The organism is Flavobacterium jumunjinense, from assembly GCF_021650975.2.
GTDB classification, from domain to species: domain Bacteria; phylum Bacteroidota; class Bacteroidia; order Flavobacteriales; family Flavobacteriaceae; genus Flavobacterium; species Flavobacterium jumunjinense.
In genome coordinates, this window is sequence record NZ_CP091285.1 from 1646480 (window position 1) to 1671297 (window position 24818).

The 24818-nt window shown below is 31.0% G+C and carries 25 protein-coding genes and 2 pseudogenes; 6 read left to right on the plus strand and 21 right to left on the minus strand.

Features of this window, described 5'->3' with window-relative positions; all coding sequences use genetic code 11:
- The 18 genes and pseudogenes from L2Z92_RS07350 to L2Z92_RS07435 all read right to left on the minus strand — a co-directional run.
- A complete protein-coding gene (locus L2Z92_RS07350; protein ID WP_236458180.1) occupies positions 1-960 on the minus strand; it encodes a phage tail protein in 960 nt (319 codons plus the stop codon).
- A gap of 9 nt (positions 961-969) precedes the next feature.
- A complete protein-coding gene (locus L2Z92_RS07355; protein ID WP_236458181.1) occupies positions 970-1422 on the minus strand; it encodes a hypothetical protein in 453 nt (150 codons plus the stop codon).
- Between the two features lie 600 nt (positions 1423-2022).
- The gene (locus tag L2Z92_RS07360; RefSeq protein ID WP_236458182.1) at positions 2023-2202 is read right to left on the minus strand and encodes a hypothetical protein; all 180 of its coding nucleotides are present in this window, start codon (positions 2200-2202) and stop codon (positions 2023-2025) included.
- A gap of 901 nt (positions 2203-3103) precedes the next feature.
- Positions 3104-3232, minus strand: a complete 129-nt coding sequence (locus tag L2Z92_RS07365) for a hypothetical protein (RefSeq protein ID WP_262913004.1) — start codon at positions 3230-3232, stop codon at positions 3104-3106.
- 184 nt (positions 3233-3416) lie between these two features.
- Positions 3417-3545, minus strand: coding sequence for a hypothetical protein (locus L2Z92_RS07370; protein WP_262913005.1), 129 nt, complete (start codon positions 3543-3545; stop codon positions 3417-3419).
- A 3408-nt stretch (positions 3546-6953) separates the two neighbouring features.
- Positions 6954-7082, minus strand: a complete 129-nt coding sequence (locus L2Z92_RS07375; RefSeq protein WP_262913006.1) for a hypothetical protein — start codon at positions 7080-7082, stop codon at positions 6954-6956.
- A gap of 764 nt (positions 7083-7846) precedes the next feature.
- On the minus strand, positions 7847-7972 hold the full coding sequence (locus L2Z92_RS07380; protein WP_262913007.1) for a hypothetical protein: 126 nt from the start codon (positions 7970-7972) through the stop codon (positions 7847-7849).
- Between the two features lie 227 nt (positions 7973-8199).
- Positions 8200-8451: a hypothetical protein gene (locus tag L2Z92_RS07385; protein WP_236458183.1), complete on the minus strand. Its 252-nt coding sequence runs from the start codon at positions 8449-8451 to the stop codon at positions 8200-8202.
- A gap of 469 nt (positions 8452-8920) precedes the next feature.
- Complete coding sequence (locus tag L2Z92_RS07390) at positions 8921-9133, minus strand: hypothetical protein (RefSeq protein WP_236458184.1); 213 nt, start codon at positions 9131-9133, stop codon at positions 8921-8923.
- Between the two features lie 947 nt (positions 9134-10080).
- Positions 10081-10398, minus strand: coding sequence for a secretin N-terminal domain-containing protein (locus L2Z92_RS07395; protein ID WP_236458185.1), 318 nt, complete (start codon positions 10396-10398; stop codon positions 10081-10083).
- Positions 10399-10446: 48 nt separating this feature from the next.
- A complete protein-coding gene (locus L2Z92_RS07400) occupies positions 10447-10668 on the minus strand; it encodes a hypothetical protein (protein ID WP_236458186.1) in 222 nt (73 codons plus the stop codon).
- A 98-nt stretch (positions 10669-10766) separates the two neighbouring features.
- Positions 10767-10901 carry a hypothetical protein gene (locus tag L2Z92_RS07405; protein WP_262913008.1) on the minus strand — a complete coding sequence of 45 codons (135 nt, stop codon included), beginning with the start codon at positions 10899-10901 and terminating at the stop codon, positions 10767-10769.
- Positions 10882-11310, minus strand: coding sequence for a hypothetical protein (locus L2Z92_RS07410; RefSeq protein WP_236458187.1), 429 nt, complete (start codon positions 11308-11310; stop codon positions 10882-10884). The genes L2Z92_RS07405 and L2Z92_RS07410 overlap by 20 nt, the downstream gene beginning before the upstream one ends.
- Position 11311: 1 nt before the next feature.
- Positions 11312-12715 (minus strand): GspE/PulE family protein, encoded by a 1404-nt coding sequence (locus L2Z92_RS07415; RefSeq protein ID WP_236458188.1) that lies wholly within the window; start codon positions 12713-12715, stop codon positions 11312-11314.
- Between the two features lies 1 nt (position 12716).
- Positions 12717-13199, minus strand: a complete 483-nt coding sequence (locus L2Z92_RS07420) for a hypothetical protein (protein WP_236458189.1) — start codon at positions 13197-13199, stop codon at positions 12717-12719.
- Positions 13199-13636: a type IV pilin protein gene (locus tag L2Z92_RS07425; RefSeq protein ID WP_236458190.1), complete on the minus strand. Its 438-nt coding sequence runs from the start codon at positions 13634-13636 to the stop codon at positions 13199-13201. Before L2Z92_RS07425 ends, L2Z92_RS07420 begins: the two co-directional genes overlap by 1 nt.
- 287 nt (positions 13637-13923) lie before the next feature.
- On the minus strand, positions 13924-14394 hold the full coding sequence (locus L2Z92_RS07430; RefSeq protein WP_236458191.1) for a hypothetical protein: 471 nt from the start codon (positions 14392-14394) through the stop codon (positions 13924-13926).
- 10 nt (positions 14395-14404) lie between these two features.
- A pseudogene (locus tag L2Z92_RS07435) lies at positions 14405-15469 on the minus strand (RHS repeat-associated core domain-containing protein); the annotation flags it as partial.
- A 419-nt stretch (positions 15470-15888) separates the two neighbouring features.
- On the opposite strand from L2Z92_RS07435, the pseudogene L2Z92_RS07440 reads away from it, so the two are divergent.
- The 4 genes and pseudogenes from L2Z92_RS07440 to L2Z92_RS07455 form a co-directional block, all read left to right on the plus strand.
- A pseudogene (locus L2Z92_RS07440) lies at positions 15889-16836 on the plus strand (2-hydroxyacid dehydrogenase); the annotation flags it as partial.
- Positions 16837-17274: 438 nt separating this feature from the next.
- Complete coding sequence (locus tag L2Z92_RS07445; protein WP_236458193.1) at positions 17275-17655, plus strand: DUF4234 domain-containing protein; 381 nt, start codon at positions 17275-17277, stop codon at positions 17653-17655.
- Between the two features lie 127 nt (positions 17656-17782).
- Entirely contained in the window at positions 17783-18094 is a 312-nt protein-coding gene (locus tag L2Z92_RS07450; protein WP_236458194.1) for a DUF2752 domain-containing protein, read from the plus strand.
- Between the two features lie 99 nt (positions 18095-18193).
- A protein-coding gene (locus tag L2Z92_RS07455) for an IS3 family transposase (protein ID WP_236458195.1) occupies positions 18194-19425 on the plus strand; the annotation gives its coding sequence in 2 pieces (ribosomal slippage) (positions 18194-18554 and positions 18554-19425; 1233 coding nt in all).
- A gap of 26 nt (positions 19426-19451) precedes the next feature.
- On the opposite strand, the gene L2Z92_RS07460 is transcribed toward L2Z92_RS07455, so the two are convergent.
- Entirely contained in the window at positions 19452-21257 is a 1806-nt protein-coding gene (locus L2Z92_RS07460; protein ID WP_236458196.1) for a GNAT family N-acyltransferase, read from the minus strand.
- 167 nt (positions 21258-21424) lie between these two features.
- Here L2Z92_RS07460 and L2Z92_RS07465 point away from each other — a divergent pair, with 167 nt between their 5' ends.
- Positions 21425-22186, plus strand: a complete 762-nt coding sequence (locus tag L2Z92_RS07465; RefSeq protein WP_236458197.1) for an exodeoxyribonuclease III — start codon at positions 21425-21427, stop codon at positions 22184-22186.
- A gap of 53 nt (positions 22187-22239) precedes the next feature.
- Complete coding sequence (locus tag L2Z92_RS07470) at positions 22240-23205, plus strand: OmpA/MotB family protein (protein ID WP_236458198.1); 966 nt, start codon at positions 22240-22242, stop codon at positions 23203-23205.
- 306 nt (positions 23206-23511) lie between these two features.
- Here the strand turns inward: L2Z92_RS07470 and L2Z92_RS07475 are convergent, their stop codons facing one another.
- On the minus strand, positions 23512-24009 hold the full coding sequence (locus tag L2Z92_RS07475; protein ID WP_236458199.1) for a hypothetical protein: 498 nt from the start codon (positions 24007-24009) through the stop codon (positions 23512-23514).
- 6 nt (positions 24010-24015) lie between these two features.
- A complete protein-coding gene (locus L2Z92_RS07480; protein ID WP_236458200.1) occupies positions 24016-24816 on the minus strand; it encodes a tetratricopeptide repeat protein in 801 nt (266 codons plus the stop codon).
- Positions 24817-24818 lie beyond the last annotated feature (2 nt).

Genomic DNA, 24818 nt, shown 5'->3' on the forward strand with positions numbered 1-24818 from the left:
TTAGTTGATTGTTAATTTGTTACCAGAACTATAGGCTCCTACATTTCCGGCTGCATCTTTAGCTCTCACTCTCCAATAATATACTCCAGCAGTAGCAAATGCTTGTTGATAACTTGTTCCTGTTGCAGGTGATGTTTGGATAATAGTTGTGAAATTAAGATCGGATGCAATTTGTAATTCATAAGTAATAGCCGATTGTATTACTCCAGAATCTTGAGAAATGGTCCAACTAAAACTAACCGTTTGATTAATCGTTTGTGAAGCATTATTTGCTGGTTGATTGTTTTGTGGCTGATTTGGAACAACAATATCCCTTAAAAAACTCCTTGTTGAATATACCGTTTCAGTTGACGTTGTTGTATTATAAGCTTTTACTTTCCATGTATATTGACCGTCACTAGTAATATGTGAACTGTTCAATGTTACGTTGGTAGTCGTAACATTGTCTTGCGTGAAGACAATACTTCCAGATGTTATATTTATTACTTCAACTTTATAATGATCTGCGGCAGTTAAATCATTCCATGACAATGTTATTGTGTTTAAATTGGTAGCAAAGCTTGCTGAAGGCGCGACTAATACTACTTGTTGATTCGTAAGATCGTCCGATTCTTCTACATCAAAGGTTAAAGGAAAAGAATAAGTAGATTGATATGCTGAATTTTCTCCTCTCACTCTCCATTGATAGGTACCTTGAATTAATGGCAACGTTACTGTGTTTGTGTTTACTAAGGTATCGAATACTTTAAACTGATTGTTATTGTATACTTGCACACGATAATCATCTGCTCCATCTAATTGATTCCACTGAAAAACAGTTACATTACTTTCTACAGTTGCTCCTTCTAAAGGGTAAACCACTTGAACCAAATCATTAGAAATGTCTTCTTCTAGAATATCTTCACAAGAAAAAGTGAATACTGCTAAAGCAATTAGGATTAATTTATGTATTATTTTCATGTCTAAATTTTATTTATCGTTATCTTCTTTTACTACTTTTTTATTACCAATCTCATAATTCTGAAATACTATTTTTAAATGTAATACTTCATTACTATTATTCTTTTTTACAGTATAATAATTAGTACTCACCACTCTTGAATAATTGAATTTTGTTTCAAAATCATATCCTAATTTTAATAAATTATTAATGTTTCCTGTAATATCTAATTGATTGGTGTAAATGGTATAGTTTTCACCTTCAAAAGTATGAATAGCTTGTAAATCATTAATAGAAATTCCTTCATGTTGTGTAGCAAAAGCAATAATTTCTTGTTGCACAACATCTCTCTCTACGTTCTGATTTCCTAAGTATTTATCATAACTTGCTATTTCCATTGAAAGCACATCTAAATTTTTAGACTTACTAGCTATTTCATCAGAACGTTTTGTTAGTTTCTTTATTTTCTTGATAAACCTCAATTAAGCTTTTAAATGAACGTTTGTATGCTGTATAAGACAGCATCAAGAAGATTACCACTAACGCAATACATTTTTGTTTGTATGTGTACTGTTCAAACATTATTTAATACGTATTTTTAAACTAAATTGAAGTATTGTTTTTTTTGTCTTTCTTCAAGCTTTCCAATTCAAATTTTGCAATCCAATGAAAGGATTTTAAGCTTCTTAACCAATTATTAAATTCATCTTCATTCACGGTTACTCCTTTACCCAGATAGTCCCTGGAGTAATTTCAACTTTCTCATTATGCTTCACAACTTTCTGCAAAGGAGCTGTGTTTAATTCGTTTAACGAAATGGAGTTCGGTATCGATTTATAATTTCATAGGAATAAAAAGACAGGAATTTATCCGATAAAAATCCAGAATCTTTAATGATTTTTTCTTGTCTTTTTTCTGCTTTTCTAAAGTAACAATTTGTTGGTAGGCTTTGTTAGAGTATACATTTTGAATGTTCAATGCTGCATTTTTCTCGCTATAATATTGAATTGTCAAATAACTCGCTAATAAAGTGATTAAAAAACCAACAAGCATTTATTAAACCGAAGTTGAAAAAGCCCTTTCTATAACAACTTCATCAATAGAATTGTTATTAAATTCTGATTTAGAAATGAATCATTCTGTACAAAATAGTTCAAACCAATACCATATAACGGCAATACAAAATTAGAAACAGAATGTTCACCTATCGTATAATTAGCAGATGGAATAGCTTCTGGTTTTTGAAAATTGAACAATCTCATTTTGTTCCAATACCAAAGCTAAATCTCCTGAATAACCGACAGGAGAACCTTAAATTATCGGCTAACAAAACAGAAAGAATGAACCAATGTAAACATCAATAATTTGTGCTTTTTGCTTTCAAAACGAGACAACCATTCGTCTGCAATATTCTTTCTACAAAAACTAATGAATGTATTGTTTTTTAAAGTATAACTAGTGTGATAAATGGTATTGAAATCGATGTTTTTTGCCAAGCCAAATCAATATCACTAGTACTAATCAATATTCTTATTTAGAACGCCTTTTCCATCAATCGCTAGAACAATAGGTAGCTTTAGGTCGATATTTTCTAAAAAAGTTTTCTTAGAAATAAAACTCTTGTTTTCTATTAGTTTTAATTGATTTTTTTCTTTTTAAAAGTAAGCAAAGTATTATTCTTTCACTGTCGGTTTCTTGATAGATACCTACAACTTGAATACTATTGATTTTGAATATTTTAGAAAGAAAATTTAGCATTAATACACAATTGGTGGTTTAATGAAAATATGCAGTTTAGAAATTTCCTTTTGCTTTCTTTTTGCTACTAAAAAAACCATTTATAATAGGAATTCTAGAGATTAAGGCACACCCGTTCCTGAGTTTTCTTTTTTTAATTCATCTAAAACCACCTAATAGTATCATTTCATTGTTCTTTACTCTTACTAAAGATTCCAAATTGTTGCGTTGCTTTACCAGGAGGAGCATTTTCTCTCAGCTCTACCTAAGAAAGCACTTTTCCTCAACATTAATATTTAGTGTTACATATTTCATCCGCAGAAACATAGGGTTTTATATTTGACAGCCAGATTAGCTTCAGTTGGTTTCCATGTTCCAGATTGCAAAATATCACCTCCATTTCCAATATTATTATTTAGAATACGATTATTTTGGTTCAATAATATAATTCGTTTCTCCAATAGATAATGTTGCTTCATGACCACTTAATGTAGCTATTTTTGGTGTTGATTCTATTTTAATTATAGAATTGTTTTCTAGCAGTTTTAAATTCAAATAAAAAGCATCGGTAACCTTACCTATTTAAGAAGTCCAAGACCATTAAAAGCGTCTATCAAACTATTCACAGAAGAACTCCCAAGGTTTACATCTGTCGTTGGAAAAAGAACACCACCTGTTTGATGCTTTATTTAGCTTATCTAATCCCGCTTTTAAACCCGTTTGAACATCATAGGATTTGTTATACTTGAACAATAATCACTTCTATTTGAACCAAAGGAACAACTTTATCAATCTGTTTAATGTATAATTTTAATTCCTCAATAGTCGATTTTGCCCCTGAAGCAATCAAAGAGTTAAGTTCAACCAAATTCTTTAAATTTCAACTTTATCATTGAATATTTTTGGTAAGGATTGTAAAACAGATTCGATAGAGCGATTCTCTAATGGAATAATCTCTGTAGAACGCAATCCTTTGTAGATTGTTCACCAATAAGATAAAAACCATCCTGATTTTTATAGGTGTATTTTTTACCTTTTAAAACATGAACTCAATAAGTCATCAAAAGTGAGTTTATTGGCTAAAAAAGCGATGTTTTCTCATTTTCTGGTGTTGTTATAAATGAAATAATTTACGTTCAGTTTCTCGGCCGCTTCAATCAATAAATCAGTTGCGTCAGCTACGTTGCCTTAACTGTAAGAAACCTTGATTGTCCACTTCAACATCATAAGACCCTTCCGAACAGAAGCAGGTTTTTGGTGGTTCCTATGTGAGTTTCGGTTATTTGAGACAGATGATGAATTGCTTCCTTTGGCAAGGTGTTTTGTTCTAAATAATAGAAACCCATTATCATCTTTTTTAGCTACTAAATCACTTCGATTTTGCCTATCATATCAAAAAACTTGTTACCAAAAGGACGGCTATTAAGAATATAGGAATACACTCATTATCGGTTAATATCGGTGCCAAACATACATTTTTTACCCGATTATCAATAACGCTTGTGTACAGTGACAATGAGCATTTTCTAATTTAACCGATAAAAAAATTCATCTCTGAGGATTCGTAACTAACATCAATTTATTTTTGCTGTTTCTTCTCAATTATTTTTACTTCTGTTTCGCGTCTTAAAAAAATAATAAGTATGTACTATTAAAGCTGGATTCTGAGATCATATTTCTGACCATATATGTAAAAACAAAAAGAAGATAATCTATTTTTACTGTTACATCATGTAAAATTATTAAAACCACAGGAGTACTTAAGTCATTATCAACACATCACATTCAATTGAGTTCCTATCAGAAACATTGCAATAAACTAAATCATCTAAAGATAGCCCTGAAAAAATGCAACTCACTTTACGATTTCCTCTTGATATTAATAATACTGGCTTTATATCTTCACCGAACAACTACACATATCAACGATATTTGTAGTCCTCTAATCATAAAAGGTCCTGCTGTGCAAAACGAGAATGGGTGAATAGCCCTACAGGTAATATTACAATTTATTTTTTTTATCATTTATACATTTAAAATTATAGAGTATATCCGTTGTAGAGAGAGGTTTCTCCTTTGGCCAAAAAATCATACGCTTTTATCTGGAAGCGATTATAAATTGTTTCGTCCTGTTGCAAAAGAGTTGGCCAATAGCTATTACTTTTTATTGCATTTGCATGGTCATTGTAATATAATCACTTCTGAGATGGCAGTTCTTCCCTTTGAACCCGAATGAAAACATCTCATTGCAACCAACAGGTGTTATAGGCTTTTATCAACTTGCTATGAGATTGATCCAAACTAACTGGAAAATCTTTTACATCGATAGCTAGTTCTTCCTTGTGCAAATGATTACATATTTACGAATTAATCGTTGTGGCCAGACTGAGAGAGTGAATGTCGTTCTGAAAAGATATGGAGGAACAGCCCTGTCAATTAGACCTTTGGAAAACTGTTCCAATAGCAGAATTGTGGCTATTGAATTGGTTGAACACAGTACACAAATTGCCTGTTAAAGAAGGACTCTCAATATGCCATGTAATGTAACTCGTAATGATGTCGGACTCACGAATTTACCAAAAGCAAGTACAATCACATCAGGATCTTAGAAGCAAAAACGATTATAAAAGCACGGAAGGCAAAAGGTTAGCCCAATGTCTTTCTTTAATTGTGTACTTAGGGTCAATTTCCTTTAAATAGCGTATCACGTCATAGGGTGTATAGTTCTACGGTTAAATATTTCTTCTTACAATCGTTAATAAGCGTAATGTGGCGATAGTTGTAGTGGTTGTACCAGAACACACCTGTTGGACCACTAATAAGTGATAATTCCGTTTGGTTTTTTTAACCGGCTTCTAAATAACCTGTTAGTCTTCCATTGCTGAAACCAATGATTTCAAATCGATATTGAATGCATTACTTGACCTAATAAAACGAATGTACAATTTTTTTCCACACATACAATGTAAGGTAAAATAGATACACGAATATACAACACGGTAGTAAGTGTGTCTACATCTTGTGGCAAACGTTTTTCGAGTGATGTTTAGTTATGCGAACAGAATTTTTCATCTTATTAACTAAATCCAAATCAGTTCTACGCGTTCAATTTTATAGCGTTCAATTAACTGACCGTCAATTCTAAATCGGATGCGAGCTGAATCGTCATTAGACTTTCACAAACGAATATCACTACTTTTTAAACCCTTCACGAATTCACTGTTAATAAGTTTTATCAAGAAACATACGCCTGAACCCCTAAGTGATCTGAAAATGTCTTTTTTGAGTTTCAATTGCGTTCTTTTTCCGGTAACTTATATAGAAAGTGCTATGTTTATTTCGAGTCTGAATAGAAAGCAACTACTTTCTACCTAATAACAACTCTACTCTTCTTTACTTCGTAGTGGTTTTTATTCTCTAGGACAATATAAAATAAATAGTATCAGAATTACGTTTCTGTGGGTATAACTTTGTAAAATTGCTAAATCTGCCAGAAAAGAATAGTGGCAAAGTCGATTTCGTTGTATAAATATCTCTTCCATATTATCGGATTAAGTGATTTTTGAAGAGGAAAAGAAAAATATCTTTGTTAATTAAAAGGAGGAATAACAAAGGCAGCAACGTCCCGCTAATGCGACAGCACATCTTTTTTTATCATTTTTTTAAAACAAATTGCATAACCATGCAACAAAGCAAGAAAAAAAAAGTTATAAAAAAGAGTACATAATTGTACCATACAAAACAAAGGTGTAAGAGCGAGGTACAAACAACAAAACGCCCACAATGCACAAAATAAGTTTTGAAAAGGATTAAAAAGGGAATTTATTTTTAAGGCTCTCATATATAGCGGTTAACACAATGATTGCATGAGTACTAAAAAATATAAATATTTCAATACACCTAATATAAGCTAAGAAAGTGTTGAGTCACCTTCGTAAATAATGTGTGATAAATACATCATTAAAAAGAAACCTATTAGCCCAAATACCTTAAAACAGGCAACACCACATGTATGTGTCTAAATTATAGCCAAATCTCTGCTAAACATAATAATTTGAGTCAAAGACAAATGACATTAAAACAGATTGGATAATCTACTATGACATGCAATAGATCTTTTAACTACTGAGCGTGAAAGCTATTTTGTTCGTTATTCGTGTGTTAATTTCCTCAATGCCTATGAATTTATGCTCCCATCTCCATCTAAATCGCCGGAAACTGATAGACGCCTAGTCACGAGACCCACAAAAGAACCTAGTCAAGAAGCGCCGCCTTTCTATAATTTCACAAATTCGATAGACCACGTGACCTCATCGTCTACAGTTTGTTCTTGTTCAAAACCTAATTCTTCTAAATCTCCCGTATATTTTTGAGTAACGATAAAAATGACTTTTCTCCAAACCATATACTTGATTTAGCATCGATAAGTAGAGTGATATTGCCTCTGAATTTTCCGTCCTCTCACTCTCCATTAGATAGCCGTAACCTGTGAATTATATGCTACGCAACGTTACTGTGTTTGTGTATACAAAGTATAAGGATCAGAATACCTGTAAACTGATTGTTACACTTGCTCATACTTGCACACGAGAATCAACTGCCGCCATACTAATTGATTCCACTGAAAAAACAGCTTACAATTAACTTTCTACAGTTGAGCTCTCCTTTCTAATAGCGGCACTAAACCACTTGAACCAAATCATTAGCCAAACTGTCTTCTTCTAGGAAAATTCTTCACATTTTTTTTTTTTTTTTTTTTTTGCTTCACAAGTGAATACTAGGAACAGTACGAATTACGGACTTCTAAAGCAATTTAGGATTTAATTCTATGCCTATTATTCTTCAGATGTCTAAAATTTACCTAATCTAGCAGTACTATCTTCTTTACTACATTTTTTAATATAACCAATCATCTCATAAATTACTGACAATACTATTTTTAAAATGTAATACTTCACATCTACTATTATCTCTTTTTTACAGCCTATGAACTAATTAGTACTCACCACTCCTTGAATAATTGAATTGTTGTTTCCAAAATCATAATCCTAATTTTAATAAAATTATTAATCGTTTCCTGTAATATCTAATTGCATTGCGGCTACATGGCCCTATAGTTTTCACCATTACCAAAAGTACTAATGAATAGCTTGCTAAATCCATATAATTTTAGCAAATTCCTTCATGTGTGCCTGTAGCAAAAAGCAATAATTTCTTCGTTGCCACAACATCTCTACTTCCTAACGTTCTGGCGATCTTCCTAAGTATTGCATCATAACTTGCCATAGTTTCCATTGATTACGATAAGCGGACATCATCAAATATATAGACTTACCTAGCTATTCCATACAGAACGTTATTGTATTAAGCCTTCTTATATTTCGCTGATTACAAACCTCAATTTAAGGCTTTTAAATGAACTGTTTGTATGCTGATAAGAACCAGCATCAAGAAGATTACCACTAACGCAATACATTGTTGTTTGTATGTGTACTGTTCAAACATTATTTAATACGTATTTGTTAAACTAAATTGACGTTTGTTTTTTTTTGTCTTTTCTTCCAGCTTTCCCAATTCAAATTTTGCAATCCAATGAAAGAGATTTTAAGCTTCTTAACCATTATTAAATCATCTTCATTCACGGTTACTCCTTTTACCCAGATAGTCCCTGGAGTAATTTCAACTTTCTCATTATGCTTCACAACTTTCTGCAAAGGAGCTGTGTTGAATTCGTTTAACGAAATGGAGTTCGGTATCGATTTTATTAATTTCATAGGAATAAAAAGACAGGAATTTATCCGATAAAAATCCAGAATCTTTAATGATTTTTCTTGTGTCTTTTTTCTGCTTTTCTAAAAGTATACAATTTGTGGTAGGCTTTGTTAGAGTATACATTTTTGAATGTTCAATGCTGCATTTTTCTCGCTATAATATTGAATGTCAAATAACTCGCTAATAAAGTATCTAAAAAACCAACAAGCATTATTAAACCGAAAGTTGAAAAAGCCTTCTATAAACAACTTCATCAATAGAATTGTTATTAAATTCTGATTTAGAAATGGGAATCATTCTGTACAAAATAGTCAAACCAATACCATATAACGGCAATACAATTAGAAACAGAATGTTCACCTATCGTATAATTAGCAGATGGAAATAGCTTCTGGTTTTGAAAAATTGACAATCTCATTTTGTTCCAATACCAAAGCTAAATCTCCTGAATAAACGACAGGAGAACTTAAATTATCGGCTAACAAAAACAGAAAGAAATGAACCAATGTAAACATCAATAATTTGTGCTTTTTTGCTTTCAAAAAGAGACAACCATTCGTCTGCAATATTCTTTCTACAAAAACTAATGAATGTATTGTTTTTTAAAGTATAACTAGTGTGATAAATGGTATTGAAATCGATGTTTTTTTGCCAAGCCAAATCAATATCACTAGTTACTATCAATATTCTTATTTAGAACTCCTGTTCCATCAATCGCTAGAACAATAGGTAGCTTTAGGTCGATATTTTCTAAAAAAGTTTTTCTTAGAAATAAAACTCTTGTGTTTCTCTATTAGTTTTAATTGATTTTTTTCTTTTTAAAAGTAAGCCAAAGTATATCTTTCACTGTCGGTTTCTTGATAGATACCTACAACTTGAATACTATTGATTTTGAATATTTTATAGAAAGAAAATTTAGCATTAATTACCACAATTGTTGGTTAATGAAAATATGCAGTTTAGAATTTCCTTTGCTTTCTTTTGTGCTACTAAAAAACCATTTTAATAATAGGAATTCTAGAGATTAAAGGCACACCCGTTCCTGAGTTTCTTTTTTTAATTCATCTAAACCACCTAATAGTATCATTCCAATTGTTTCATGTTCTTACTCTTACTAAAGATTCAAATTGTTGCGTTTGCTTTACCAGGAGAGCATTTTCTCCAGCTCTACCTAAGAAAGCCACTTTTCTCAACATTAATATTTAGTGTTACATTTTCATCGCCAGAAACATAGGGTTTATTTTGACAGCCAGATTAGCTTCAGTTGGTTTCCATGTTCCAGATTGCCAAAATATCACCTCCATTTCCAATATTATTATTTAGAATACGATTATTTTGTTCAAATAATAATTCGTTTCTCCAATAGATAATGTTGCTTCATGACCACCTTAATGTAGCATATTTTTGGTGTTGATTCTATTTAATTATAGAATTGTTTTCTAGCAGTTTTAATTCAAATAAAAAGCATCGGTAACCTTACCTAATTTAAGAAGTCCAAGACCATTAAAAGCGTCTATCAAACTATTCACAGAAAGAACTCCCAAGGTTTACATCTGTCGTTGGAAAAAGAACACCACCTGTTTGTGCTTTATTTAGCCTTATCTAATCCCGCTTTTAAACCCGTTTGAACATCATAGGGATTTGTTATATTGAACAATAATCACTTCTATTTGAACCAAAGGAACAACTTTATCAATCTGTTTAATGTATAATTTTAATTCCTCAATAGTCGATTTTGCCCCTGAAGCAATCAAAGAGTTAAGTTCAACAAATTCTTTAATTTCAACTTTATCATTGAATATTTTTGGTAAGGATTGTAAAACAGATTCGATAGAGCGATTCTCTAATGGAATAATCTCTGTAGAACGCAATCCTTCTGTAGATTGTTCACCAATAAGATAAAAACCATCCCTGATTTTTATAGGTGTATTTTTTACCTTTAAAAACATGACTCAATAAGTCATCAAAAGTGATTTTATGGCTAAAGCGATGTTTTCTCATTTTTCTGGTTTGTTATAAATGAAATAATTTACGTTCAGTTTCTCGGCCGCTTCAATCAATAAATCAGTTGCGTCAGCTACGTTTGCCTTAACTGTGAAGAAACCTTGATTGTCCACTTCAACATCATAAGACCCTTCCGAACCAGAAGCAGGTTTTTGTTTGTTCCTATTTGAGTTTCTGTTATTTGAGACAGATGATGAATTTGCTTCCTTTGGCAAGGTGTTTTTTTCTAAATAATAGAAACCATTATCATCTTTTGTAGCTACTAAATCATTCGATTTTTGCCATCATATCAATAACTTGTTCAAAAGGACGGTTAAGAATATAGGAAGACACTTTGTATCGTTTTAATATCGGGTGCCCAAACTACATTTTTACCCGATTTATCAATAATAGCTTGTGCTACAGCTGGCAATGAGTCATTTTCTAACTTAACCGATAAAAAAATCATTCTGAGGATTGTAACTAACATCAATTATTTTTTGCTGTTTCTTCTCAATTATTTTTACTTCTTTTCGCTTTTTAAAAATAATAATATTACTCATAAAGCTTGCTTCTAGATCATATTTCTGAACTAAAAACAAGAAGATATCTTTTACTGTTACATCATGAAAATTATTAACCACAGGAGTATTTAAGTCATTATCAACACTCACATTCAATTGATGTTCTTCAGAAATTGCAATAATTAAATCATATAAAGATAGCCCTGAAACATCAATCTTTACGACCTCATTAATACCTGGCTTTATCTTCGAAAACTCATCTAATTTTCGTCCTAATTCATTAAGGTCTTGCTGTGCAAAAAGAGAATGGGTGAATAGACTCAGGGTTAATATTACAATAATTTTTTTTATCATTTTATACATTTAATAATATAGAGTATATCTCGTCTAACGATGTTTCTCCTTTGGCCAAAACATCATACGCTTTTTCTGGAAGCGATTTATAATTTTCGTCATTTTCAAAATAAGTTGCAATAGTATTACTTTTTATTGCATTTGCAATGTCATTTGTAATATTAATCACTTCGTAGATGGCAGTTCTTCCTTTATAACCCGAATGAAAACATTCATTGCAACCAACAGGTTTATAGGCTTTTTCAACTTGGTATGGAATTGAAAAACTACTTGGAAAATCTTTTTCATCGATAGTAGTTTCTTCCTTGCAATGATTACATAATTTACGAATTAATCGTTGTGCAACTGATAGATTTAATGTTTCTGAAATAAGATATGGAGGAACACCCATGTCAATTAGCCTTGAAACTGTTCCAATAGCAGAATTGGTATGAATTGTTGACAGTACCAAATGTCCTGTTAAAGAAGCTCTAATTGCCATTAATGCTGTTTCGGAATCACGAATTTCTCCAAGCATAATCACATCAGGATCTTGACGCAAAAACGATTTTAAAGCGGAGGCAAAAGTTAGTCCAATGTCTTCTTTTAATTGTACTTGGTTAATTCCTTTTAGCGTATATTCAATAGGGTCTTCTACGGTTACAATATTTCTTCTACTATCGTTTAATAAGCGTAATGTTGCGTATAGTGTAGTGGTTTTACCAGAACCTGTTGGACCACTAATAAGGATAATTCCGTTTGGTTTTTTAACCGCTTCTAAATAACCTGTTAGTTCTTCTTGCTGGAAACCCAATGATTTCAAATCGATATTTGAAGCATCTTGACCTAATAAACGCATTACAATTTTTTCCCCATATAATGTAGGTAAAATAGATACACGAATATCAAACGTAGTAGTAGTGATTCTACCATCTTGTGGCAAACGTTTTTCGGTGATGTTTAGTTTGGAACGAATTTTTATCTTATTAACTAACTCCAAATAGTTCTCGCGTTCAATTTTATAGCGTTCAATTAACTGACCGTCAATTCTAAATCGGATTCGAGCTGAATCTTCATAGACTTCACAATGAATATCACTACTTTTTAACCCTTTCGCTTCACTTAATAAGTTTTCAAGAAAATCGCCTGAATCTATTGAAAATGTCTTTTTTGAGTTTTCAATGCGTTCTTTTCGGTAATATATAGAAAGTGCTTTGTTTATTTCGATTTCTGAATAGGAAAGCAAACTCACTTTCTTACCTAATAACAACTCTAATTCTTCTTTTACTTCGGTAGTGTTTTTATTCTCTAGACAATATAAAATAATAGTATCAGAATTACTTTTCTTGGGTAGTACTTTGTAATAATTTGCTAAATCTGCAGAAAGAATATGCAAGTTTTCGTTGGGTATAATTATCTCTTCCATATTATCGGATTAAAGTGATTTTTTGAAAGGAAAAGAAAATATCTTTTGTAATTATAAAGAGTAATAACAAAGCAGAAAGTCCCGCTAATGGTACAGCATCTTTTTTAATCCATTTTCTTAAAACAAATTGCATTACAATTGCAAAAAGCAAAGAAGTTATAAAAAAGAGTACATAATTGTACAATACAAACAAAGGTGTAATAGCGATGTAAAACAACAAATCGCCCAAGCCAAAATAGTTTTGAAAAGGATTTAAAAAGGATTTATTTTTAAGGCTCATATATAGCGTTAACACAATGATTGTGATACTAAAAAATAAAATATTAATACCAATTAGCTGAAGGTTTCCTTGTAAATAATTTGTAATACAATAAGAACAAGCAAATACTAAAACAGGCAACACAACATGTATGTGTCTAAATTTAGAATCTTGCCAAAAAATAAGAGCAAGACAAATGCATAAAACAATTGGAAATACTATCATTATTCTTTTACTACTTCTTTAAGCATTTTCTTATCGTTGATTTCCCAAGTATTGAATGCTCCATCTCCATCTAAATCGGAAACTGAAGTAGCACGAGCCACAAAAGAACTATTAGAGGCTTCTATAATTTCAATTCGATAGACCGCTTGACCTCCATCTTCTACAGTTTGTTCTTGTTCAAAACCTAATTCTTCTAAATCTCCCGTATATTTTGAGTAACGATAAAAATGACTTTTCTCCAAACCATATACTTGATTTAGCATCGCTTGCGCTTCAATAGCCTTTGCTTGACTAATAACCGATGTTTGATTCGGCAGTACCATAAGTAACAAGATACCTATAATGCAGAGTACAATTAATATCTCCGTTAAGGAATACGCTTTTACATAGGCTTTTTTAGAAAGGTGTTGTATATAGCGAATTGTTTTATTTTTCATTTTATAACGTCTAAAGAATTTGATTGCCACAAAAATACAAACTTTAAGCAAAACGAAATGATTTCTTTTTTATTTTATGGTGTACTATTTTTAACACAAGAAAATTTTAAGCTTTTAGACTAAAAATTTGTATCTATGATACTGTCCTAAGAATGTGTAAAGTTATTATAACAACAAGAACCACTTGTTTGCTTCTTACTTGCAATGAAAGTGGCTTTGTTTTATATTTTTTGTTGGCACAGAATGCAATTCTGCGCTAACGTTTGTGCATATCTGCGCGATCGGGTTTATTCTTTAGCCTTTCTTCTTGGTGTATCTCCTTTCCAACCTGGAGGGTAATGATATTTGAATTTAGTCTTTATTGCCTGAATATAAGTTTTCTCTGTGTCTAGTGTTAACTGTAACGTATAACTTTCTTCAGTTTCTTGAATAGTATCAATATAAATATTATAATTTGCATTTAATCTAGGATCTTTACTATTGAAAACATCTATCTTTAAAGTGTCAACATTCATATAAAATTTATAATCGTATAATACAAACTGATTTTTTTCTCCGTTTTCAGCTTTAATCATCCATGATTTTTTAGTATCCTGAAAACCTATTGAATAGTATCCTTCTGTCCATAAATCTTTATTACCATGATAAAAAGTAGTAATCTGCCATTCTCCTTCTACCATTTTAAAATATTTGTTATGAACTGTCGAACATGAAACCATAAACGATAAAAATGTAAAAAACAAAACTTTTTTTTCCATAACTATTTTTTTACTTTTTATCACACGCAAGACATTCCTTTGACTCATCAGTACTATTTTCATTATTTAAATTCTTTATTTCATCAACTTTTGTTTTAATCATAGCTAAACGTATACTAGCTTCGGGATCTGAAACTTTATTAATAATTGCTTCTGCAGTTTTTCTAATAGTTTCTCCTTCATTTCCATTTCCTCCGAACATTACAATATTGGCTATATCAGTTAAATCTTTGATATTATAATTTTCTGGCTTTATCAAACCTTGATTTACAGCTTTTTGCATATCTCTTATAACAAGACCAACAATTGAACTATTTCCTTTTCTCTGAATATCACCAGTAAATACATCTTTTGTTTCATCCCATGAACGTGTTTGTGCGTCAAATGCAAGTTTATCTTTCATGTTTGCTTTTGTATCTACAAACTCTTTAATCCCCTTGTAAAGATCATAAATGAGGAGTATTGCCATAGCACTACCTTTTGCTGGTAGCGGAGTTGGCTCATAAGTCTTTACAGTTTGAGCTTTACTCAAAATTTTTCCTTCAAATCTTTGTCTACGGTCTATTTTTCCGTTTCCTTTATTATATCTAGTATTCCTTATAATATCATAATTTGAATCTGTAAGTGTTCCGTCACTATTAGCTGATAGATTATTAGTTGATGTTAAATTAACTTTAAAAGAAACGTCTTCTTTTAAACTACCATTGGATCCTAAGCCAAATAATGGATTATTTTGTTTATATGTTTTTTGAAAATTATCATTAAAATTTTCAAGTTTTAAATATATTCTACCATTAGAAAATTCAACTCTAGCATCATTGTAATTTAAATATTCTAAACCTTCAAGCTCTATTCCATCGACAACTCTATTCTCAGAATAGGAATAATCACTATTCCAAGGATAATTTTTAGATAATGGGTCTCTAGATAAAAAACGTCCAAGCCGTGGATCATGCATTCTAAAAGTATAATTTAAAGAATTCCCTTCTCCTTTTAATTCGTCATCTTTTTCTTGTCCTTGGAAGCCGTAACGGTAGTCATTCCCGGTGCTGGTGCGACCTGGGAGTGTCATTCCAAAAGGATAGTAGTCAAAATCACTATAGGTTCAATATTTTCAATACCTAACAACTTCATTTAAATATCAAAAAATGCACTTTTTTGTGTTTTTCGACATTTTTCGCACTCTAATTTGGTGTTTTTTTTGGCTATTTTTAAGAACGTTTTGTTATCTCAAATATAGGGAGAAATTTTCAAACAAAATAGTTACTTTTCTTTAAAATCAAATTGTAGTTAAACAGAATTATTTTTCTGAAAGGGTTCGCTAGTTTTTTTTCTTTATTTAAATACTAGATTAACATCTGTTTTTTTGACTTGTATTAAAGAACTCGTAGAGTGTAAAAAACAAAATTATTTTATGTAGCTTTTGTTGTTTAAAAAGACAATAGTTTTTCATCAACTGTGAATTATAATTATCTTTAGGCTTTTATTATCAAAATGGAAGCAAATCAAATTAAAATATTACACATAGACAGTAATCATGCTTTATTATGGAAGCAACTTGAAGCAGTTGGTTTCCAAAATGAAGCAGATTACAGTTCGTCTAAAGAAATCATAGAAGCTAGAATACACGAATATAATGGTATTGTTATACGGAGTCGTTTTAAAATAGACAAAACTTTTCTCGACAAAGCAACACAACTTCAGTTTATTGCAAGAGTGGGTGCTGGTCTTGAAAGCATTGATTGCGATTATGCCGAAAGTAAAAATATAAAACTTATTGCTGCACCAGAAGGTAATCGTAACGCAGTGGGAGAACATGCTTTGGGTATGCTTTTGTCATTATTCAATAATCTAAACAAAGCCAATACTGAAGTAAGGCAAGGGCAATGGAATAGGGAAGCGAATCGTGGTTATGAGCTTGATGGAAAAACGGTTGGAATTATAGGCTATGGAAACATGGGAAAAGCTTTTGCGAAAAAGTTAAGAGGTTTTGATGTTGAAGTACTTTGTTATGATATTCAAGAAGGAGTGGCCGATAGTAACGCAAAACAAGTTTCTTTAGAAGAATTGCAACAAAAAGCAGATGTACTAAGTTTGCACACACCTTGGACATCTTTAACCGATAAAATGGTAAACGCTTCTTTTATAGAGGGTTTCAAAAAATCGTTTTGGCTGCTCAATACAGCTAGAGGAAAAAGTGTTGTAACAACCGATTTGGTGAAAGCATTACAATCGGGTAAGGTATTAGGAGCAGGATTAGATGTGTTAGAGTATGAAAAATTATCGTTCGAAAATCTTTTTGATGAAGAAAGTAAAAATGAAGATTTTGAATATTTAAGACAAGCCGATAATGTATTGTTGACACCACATGTTGCGGGATGGACATTTGAAAGTCATGAAAAATTGGCTCAAACAATTGTAGATAAAATCAAGGCGATTTATATTGAGCCACAACCAGAGATTAAAGAAGATGTTCGTGTTACCGGTATTGGTGGAATGTTTTTTAAAGCTGAAAACCCTACCCTGCTTAAAGAGTGGTATAAAAAACATTTAGGTTTAAATACGGATGATTATGGTTGCACTTTCTGGTGGAATGATAAAAAAGGAAATGACTGTAGTACACAATGGAGTCTATTTAAAAATGACACAAACTACTTTGAACCGTCGAAAAAAGAGTTTATGCAGAACTTTAGAGTGCATGACTTAGAAGGTCTTTTGAAAAAAAACATAGCAGAAGGTGTAACAATTATAGGTGAAATGCAGACTTATGAATATGGAAAGTTTGCTTGGATATTGGATCTAGAAGGAAATAAGATTGAACTTTGGGAACCAATAGATAGCGCTTTTAAATAGAAAATCAAATTAACTAAACTATAAAAAATGGAAACAACAAAAATTGAAACTTGGAATAGGCCGAATAATATTCCAGAATTTAAAGTAGACCCAATTGTGGTGTTATTATTAAGCTTTGTAACGTGTGGATTGTATTTAATCTATTGGAACATGAAAGTTGCAGAAGTAATTAATGCAGTTACAAATAAAGAATTAATATCGACACCAATTGCTGTTTTTTCAGGTTGTTGTTTGCCTGTTAATTTATATTTCTACTATGTTTTAGGTAAAGAAGGAATGCCTTCTGTTTATAAGATTACTGGAGAAATTGAAAAAGATCAATCTACATTGTTAATTGTTTTAGGGTTGTTTTTCCCTTTTGCAGCTGCAATGATTGTTCAAGGTGACATAAACAGGCTGTACAATTAATACATTTGTAAAATATAGGATATATGGAATAATCGGAGCAGTTTTGACTCTGGTTATTCCATTTTTTATTGGAGTAAAGAATCCTGAGAATTCCCTTGAGAAAAAGCAATCGTTTTGTCCTTTAAAAATGGCAACAGGTTTTCCATGTCCTTCATGTGGGATAACAAAATCTTTGGTGTATACTTATAAAGGTAGTTTTGAAAAAGCAATTGGTTTTCATGCTTATGGTCCTTTGGTAATTGCCTTTTGCCTGTTTATAATTGTACTTTTCTCGGTGGAATTAAAAACGAAAAAGAGTTATTTTAAAACGTATTTTTATAACAAGAAAATAGCCTATTTTTTGGCAATTACTTTGATGATTTATCACACAGTTAGACTCGTTTATTTTGTAAAAGATCATTCTTGGAATGAAATAAAGAAAGAGTCAATTTGGGAATGATTATTAAAATTGAAGCATAAATAAAGACTCATTAATGAGTCTTTTTTTTATTTTAACAGTGTCCCGTCCTGAAATAAGTTGACATAAAATCGACTTATTATGAATAAATCAGAAAACAGGCCAGCAAAGCGTAGTCAACGCGATTATAATCTGGGCTTTAAATTAGCTGTTATTTCTCAAGTAGAAAAAGGCGAACTTACCTATAAGCAAGCTCAAAAGAAGTATGGAATTCAAGGTAGAAGTACAGTTTTGGTTTGGTTAAGAAAATTTGGTAATTTAGATTGGAGTAACCCCAAGCTTTTGTTTATGGTCAAATCTAAAGAAACTCCAGCCCAAAGCATTAAAAGATTAGAGAAAGAATTAGCTGATGAGAAGCTTAAAAACACAGTGCTAAACACCATGATTGATATCTCAGATAGTCAATACGGTACTCAAATTAGAAAAAAGTTTTCACCCAAACCATCCGACGCATCCAACAAGAAGAAGGCATAAGTATGTCCAGAACTTGTAGATTGTTTGGGGTAAGCCGACAAGCTATTTATCAGCAGGAAGCACGTTGTTTAGAACGAGAGAAAGAATTATTAATAGTAAAGCAACTCGTTGAAAAACAAAGAAGAATTATGCCTCGATTAGGCACAAGAAAACTTTATTTTTTACTAGAACAATCTTTTGTTGAAAATAGAATTAAAATCGGGAGAGATGCATTTTTTGCTTATTTGAAAAGAGAAAAAATGCTAGTTAAACCAATGAAAAATTACACAAAAACCACCTTTTCTAAACACTGGTTACGTAAGTACCCCAATTTATTTAAAGATATCGATATCAACAGAATAGAACAGGTTTTTGTTAGTGACATAACTTATATAAAATCTAATAAAAGAACTCATTATCTATCATTAGTTACAGATGTTTTTAGCAGAAAAATAGTTGGTTATCATTTGAGTGATGACATGAGTGCAGAAAGTGTGGTTAAGGCCTTAAGAATGGCAGTAAAAAACAGAAAAACAAACCTTCAATTAATACATCACTCAGACAGAGGTTTACAATATTGTTCTAAAATTTATCAAAATGAATTAACCAAAAATAATATTATTGCTTCTATAACCGATGGCTATGATTGTTATCAAAATGCTCTAGCGGAAAGAATAAATGGTATTCTAAAACAAGAATTCCTCATATACAAATGTAAATCAGGTGATGAACTTAACCTTTTAGTTAGAGAGTCTGTGGAATGCTATAATAGTAAAAGACCTCATTTGAGTTTAAATATGAAAACACCTAACTTTGTATATGAAAAAACCAGTGAAGTTAACTTCACTGGTTTTAATTAATTTATTGTAAAACTCGTCAACTTATTTTAGGACGACTCACAGCTTTTTTCTTTTCTCTCTAGTTCAGCTTGAAACTCTTCCATAACTGGTTTTACTGTGCTTTCTGGTAAATCAGCTATTCGAATATACATTAGTCCGTCAATTGCATTGTTAAACAATGGATCAACGTTAAAAGCGACTACACGTGCGTTTTGCTTGATGTATTTTTTAATTAATACTGGTAAACGTAAATTACCAGGTTCTATTTCATCAATAATTTTATCGAACTTGTTTAAATCAGCTTCGGTTTCATTAAAAACAAAATCCTTGTCTGCGTCTTTAAGTTTTACTTTAAACTCTTTCTTAGGATGAATATATTGTGCTACATATGGATCATAGTAATGTGATTTCATAAATTCAATCATTAAAGATTTAGAAAAATCAGAAAATTGATTACTAATACTAACTCCGCCAATTAGAAATTTATGTTCTGGATAGCGTAATGTGGTGTGAACAATTCCTTTCCAAAGGAGGAATAAAGGCATTGGTTTTAATTGATATTCACTAATAATGAAAGCTCTACCCATTTCAATAGAATTGTGTAGCATATCAAACAATTCAGGTTCAAAACGAAACAAATCTTGTAAATAGAAACCTTCAATTCCATGTTTAGGATAAATATGAGACCCTAATCCCATTCGGTAAGCACCAGCAATCATTTGAGCATCTTCATCCCATAAAAACATGTGATGATAATATTTATCATATTTGTCTAGGTCAATCGATTCATTGGTTCCTTCTCCAACCTCTCTGAAAGTAATTTCTCTTAAACGACCAATTTCATGAAGTATATTTGGTATTTTATCAGCTGTAACTAGGAAGACTTCATAGTTTTTACTTTGCAATAGTCGACAATCATCGTCTCTTAAAGAAGAAACTTCTTCCAAAATTTGGTCTTGATTGGCTGGCTTTACAATCTGTTTCGGACTTCTAGGTATTTTTAACGAAGCAGTAGTAATCATTTTGCTTTCTTTCTCAAAAGCATTCGATAACATGTATGTTTTCTTTCTTAGAAACTCACCATAGGTTTCTGTAGTATTATATTCATTCTGTTCAGCAACAGAAATCGGTTTTCCAATACGTACTTTAATTACTCTGTTTTTTTGAGATAATAATTCGCTTGGTAATTTTGCAGTTCTTAATGTTCCGTTTAGTTTCGATAAGAAATAAAAGAGTTTACTGTTCTTAGCATGAAAATAAATTGGAACAACAGGAACACCTGCTTTTTTAATGATTTTTATAGCACCTTCTTCCCAAGCTTTGTCAACTACAATTTTACCGTCTTTATAGGTTGAAACTTCTCCAGCTGGAAACATTCCTAATGGCTTCCCGTCAGATAAGTGTCGAAGCGTTTCTTTAATACCTATAAGGCTAGATTTTGCATCCTTATGTTCTTCAAAAGGATTTACTGGCATAATATAAGGCTTCATAGGTTCAATTCTATGCAGTAAAAAATTAGCAATAATTTTAAAATCAGGCTCTCTTTCAAGCATCAATTTTAAAAGCAAAATACCATCAATACCACCAAGAGGATGGTTTGAAATTGTAATGTAACCTCCATCTTTTGGCAAGCGTTTTAAATCTTCCTCAGGAATTTCAAACTTAATTTGAAATTCATCTAATATAGCATTTAAAAAATCTAATTTCTCTAAATGTTTGTTTCTATCGTAAATTTTGTTGAGAGTAGATATTTTCAGAACTTTCATCAGTAACCATCCTGAAAAAGTTCCTAGAAAACCATATTTATCAGCATTTATAGCCTTAGCTACTTCTTTGGCGTTTACTAATCCCATTTATATCTTTTTTGAGCGAAAAGCAAAGATAACAATTCTTACGGATATTGCGAAAAAAACTATTTGATTGGAGAAAAACTATTAAAAACAGAATGTTAATGTCTTATGAAATTGTTTTAATATACACTAAGATTTTAGTACTTTTGGTCAATAACAAAAAAAGGAAAATGAAGATAATTTCATATAACGTAAACGGAATAAGAGCAGCGATAACGAAAGGTTTTCTAGATTGGTTACAACAAGCTAATCCAGATGTTATTTGTTTGCAAGAAATTAAAGCGAATGAAGATCAAATTCCTAGAGAAGAAATAACAGCAGCAGGATATCCATATCAGTATTATTTTTCGGCAACAAAAAAAGGATATAGTGGTGTAGCAATTTTATCTAAGGTTGAGCCTAAAAATATTGTTTTTGGCACAGGAATTGAGCATATGGATTTTGAGGGAAGAAATATTAGAGTTGATTTCGATTCGGTTTCTGTTATGAGTTTATATTTGCCTTCTGGAAGTAATATTGAAAGATTGGAACATAAGTTTATGTATATGGATGATTTTCGCAAGTATGTAGATAATTTGAAGAAAGAAATTCCAAATCTTATTATTTGTGGAGATTATAATATTTGTCATGAAGCCATAGATATTCATGATCCAGTTCGTAATGCAAAAGTTTCAGGTTTTTTACCCGAAGAGAGAGCTTGGTTAGATAGTTTTATGAATAGTGGTTTTATTGATACTTTTCGTCATTTAAACAAAGAACCACATAATTATAGTTGGTGGAGTTATAGAGCCAATGCAAGAAATAATAATAAAGGATGGAGGATTGATTATTGTTTGGCATCTGAACCATTAAAAGAGAAAATACAAAGAGCGTATATTTTAGCAGAAGCAAAACATTCAGATCATTGTCCAATAGTAGTAGAGATTAGTTAAAGACTACAAAAAAGCGAACCTATTAATAAAGAATATAATAACAGTTTAAAATTATGATAAAAAAAGTTGCCCTTGCAATGATTGTTTTAGGATTAACAACATCATGTGTATCAAAGAAAATCTATCAAGATTTGGAGAGTAAATATGCTGATTTGAAAAAAGAAAGAAATGCACTTTCTGATGAAAAAGACGGATTTAAAACTGCAAAAAACAAATTAGAATTAGAAAATAATAGTCTGCAAAAAGAACTAGATAAAGTAAAAGCTGAAAGAGATAAACTACAAGGAGAATATGCCGCTACAAAGAAAAGTTTAGATAATTTAAATTCTTCTTATAGTGCTTTAGAAAAAAACAGTAATGATGCTTTAGAAAGCAACATGAAAAAGAATCGTGAATTGTTAGCAGAATTAGAAGCCAAACAAAAGGCATTAAGTGCAGAACAAGAAAGGTTAGATAAATTAAAAGCCGATTTAGAAAAATCTTCTACACGTTTAGCCGAATTAGAAAAAATGATGGCAGATAAAGATGCTGCAATGAGAAAGCTGAAAGAATCTTTATCTAAAGCATTAAATGCTTTTGAAGGAAAAGGATTAACAGTAGAACAAAGAAATGGGAAAGTATATGTTTCTATGGAAAATAAACTATTGTTCGAGTCTGGAAGTTGGACAGTTGGTTCTGAAGGAAAAAAAGCGGTTAAAGCCCTAGGAGAAGTTTTAGGCCAGAACCCAGAAATTTCAGTTCTAATTGAAGGACACACTGATAATGATAAGATTGTTGGTAGTATAGGAGGAGGAATTGAAAGCAATTGGGATTTATCGACTAAAAGAGCAACAGCAATTGTAACTATTTTATCGGATAATAAAGCTATTGATAAGAAAAACTTAACGGCAGCAGGAAGAGGAGAATTTGCTCCAATTGGTCTAAATGAAACAGCTGAAGGTAAAGCAAAAAACAGAAGAATTGAAATTATTTTAACACCTAAGTTAGATGAGATTTCTAAATTGATGAATGAGTTGTAGGAACAGAAGGATCATAACATAATAAAGAGAGTCTTGAAAAATTTCAAGACTCTCTTTTGTTTTTTAATTAGTTGATATTTTTTTAAAATAAAACCATCTACCATAACTTAAACTTTTCCAAAGCCATTCTTAAGGGATCATTATTATATTTAGACACCGGCGATCAGAGTATCTATTAAATAACCTTTCTAGTTAGAAAGTTTACCATAACAACAAAAGCTAATTGTTTGCTTCTTCCTTGCAATGACTAAGTGACTTTTTTAAAATACTTTGAGAGGACGGAAAACATTTCCGCGCAATCGGGTGCTACCATACGCCACCTATTGATAAACCCAAAGTGGATTCTTTCGGTGAAATTTTTGGTTGTATTATACCTGAGTATATTTGAAAAAACCAACCAGTGTCTGTAATATATTTGTAACCAATACTTAAAGAATAGGCTGAATCGAATCTAGGAAGTTTTGATTCAGGCTTCATTTTAATAAATGAAGCAGAGTAACCTCCGCTAATATTAAAAAAATGGTTTTGCTTTCCATATTCTAATACAGCAGCTGTTGGGATAATTACAGCATTTGCAGTAACATAATTCTCATAGTTATAATATTTATAATGCCCAATTCCTGTTCTAGCATTTAAATGAAGGTCTTTGTGTATTTTAAATAAATATCTCTCATAATTTAAAGAATAAGTAGATCTTGTATGCCCCATGAAGTCATAATAAACTGCGTTTTTTGGAAATGATTGACTTAAAAGATTATTAGATGCTAATGAAATTATAATAAATACTAAAATTTTATTTTTCATATTACTTTATTTACATTTTAATCTTAAAATACCTTCGCTTGCCTGATCATTTTTATAAATGGAATTACTTAACTTATAATCATTGCAGGCTTTTTCTAAAGCGTTTATTCTTTCGTAACATAGACCACGTTGATATAATACAATTGGGTCCATTTCAAAAAATCCCAAAGAATTATTTAAATTATGAATTGCTCCAATATAATCCTCTTTTATTATCAATACAATTGCTTTATTTGCGTATGCTTTTTGATTAGGTGACAAACTCAAAGATTTGTCAAAATCTTTTAATGCGTCTTCTAATTTATTCATAATTATTTCGGTATATCCTCTATTAGAGTAATGATTCTCATTATTAGGATCCATGCTTATTGCTGTATTAAAATCTTGCATTGAACCATCTAAATCATCAAGAAAGCATTTGACCATTCCTCTATCACCAAAAGCATCACTGTTAGAACTATCCATTTTTATTGATTTATTATAATATTCAAGTGCTTTTTTATATTCTTTTTTATAGAGATAATACTGTCCATACAAAGAATATACTTGTGCATCTTTGGGGTCTAGGGCAAAAAAAATGTCTATATTTAGTTTTGCCTCTTCTAACTTAAATTCATCAATATTTATGATTGCTTTATATTGATAACATTTAGCGACATTTTCTTTCAATTCAATTGAGATATTCAATAAACTGTCTGCTTTTTTATTGTTATAATTAAGAAATTCATTATATGCTTTATCAAAAACACTTTGTGCAAATAATTGGAAAGTTAAAAAAAAGGATACTATTAAAATTTTATTTTTCATAC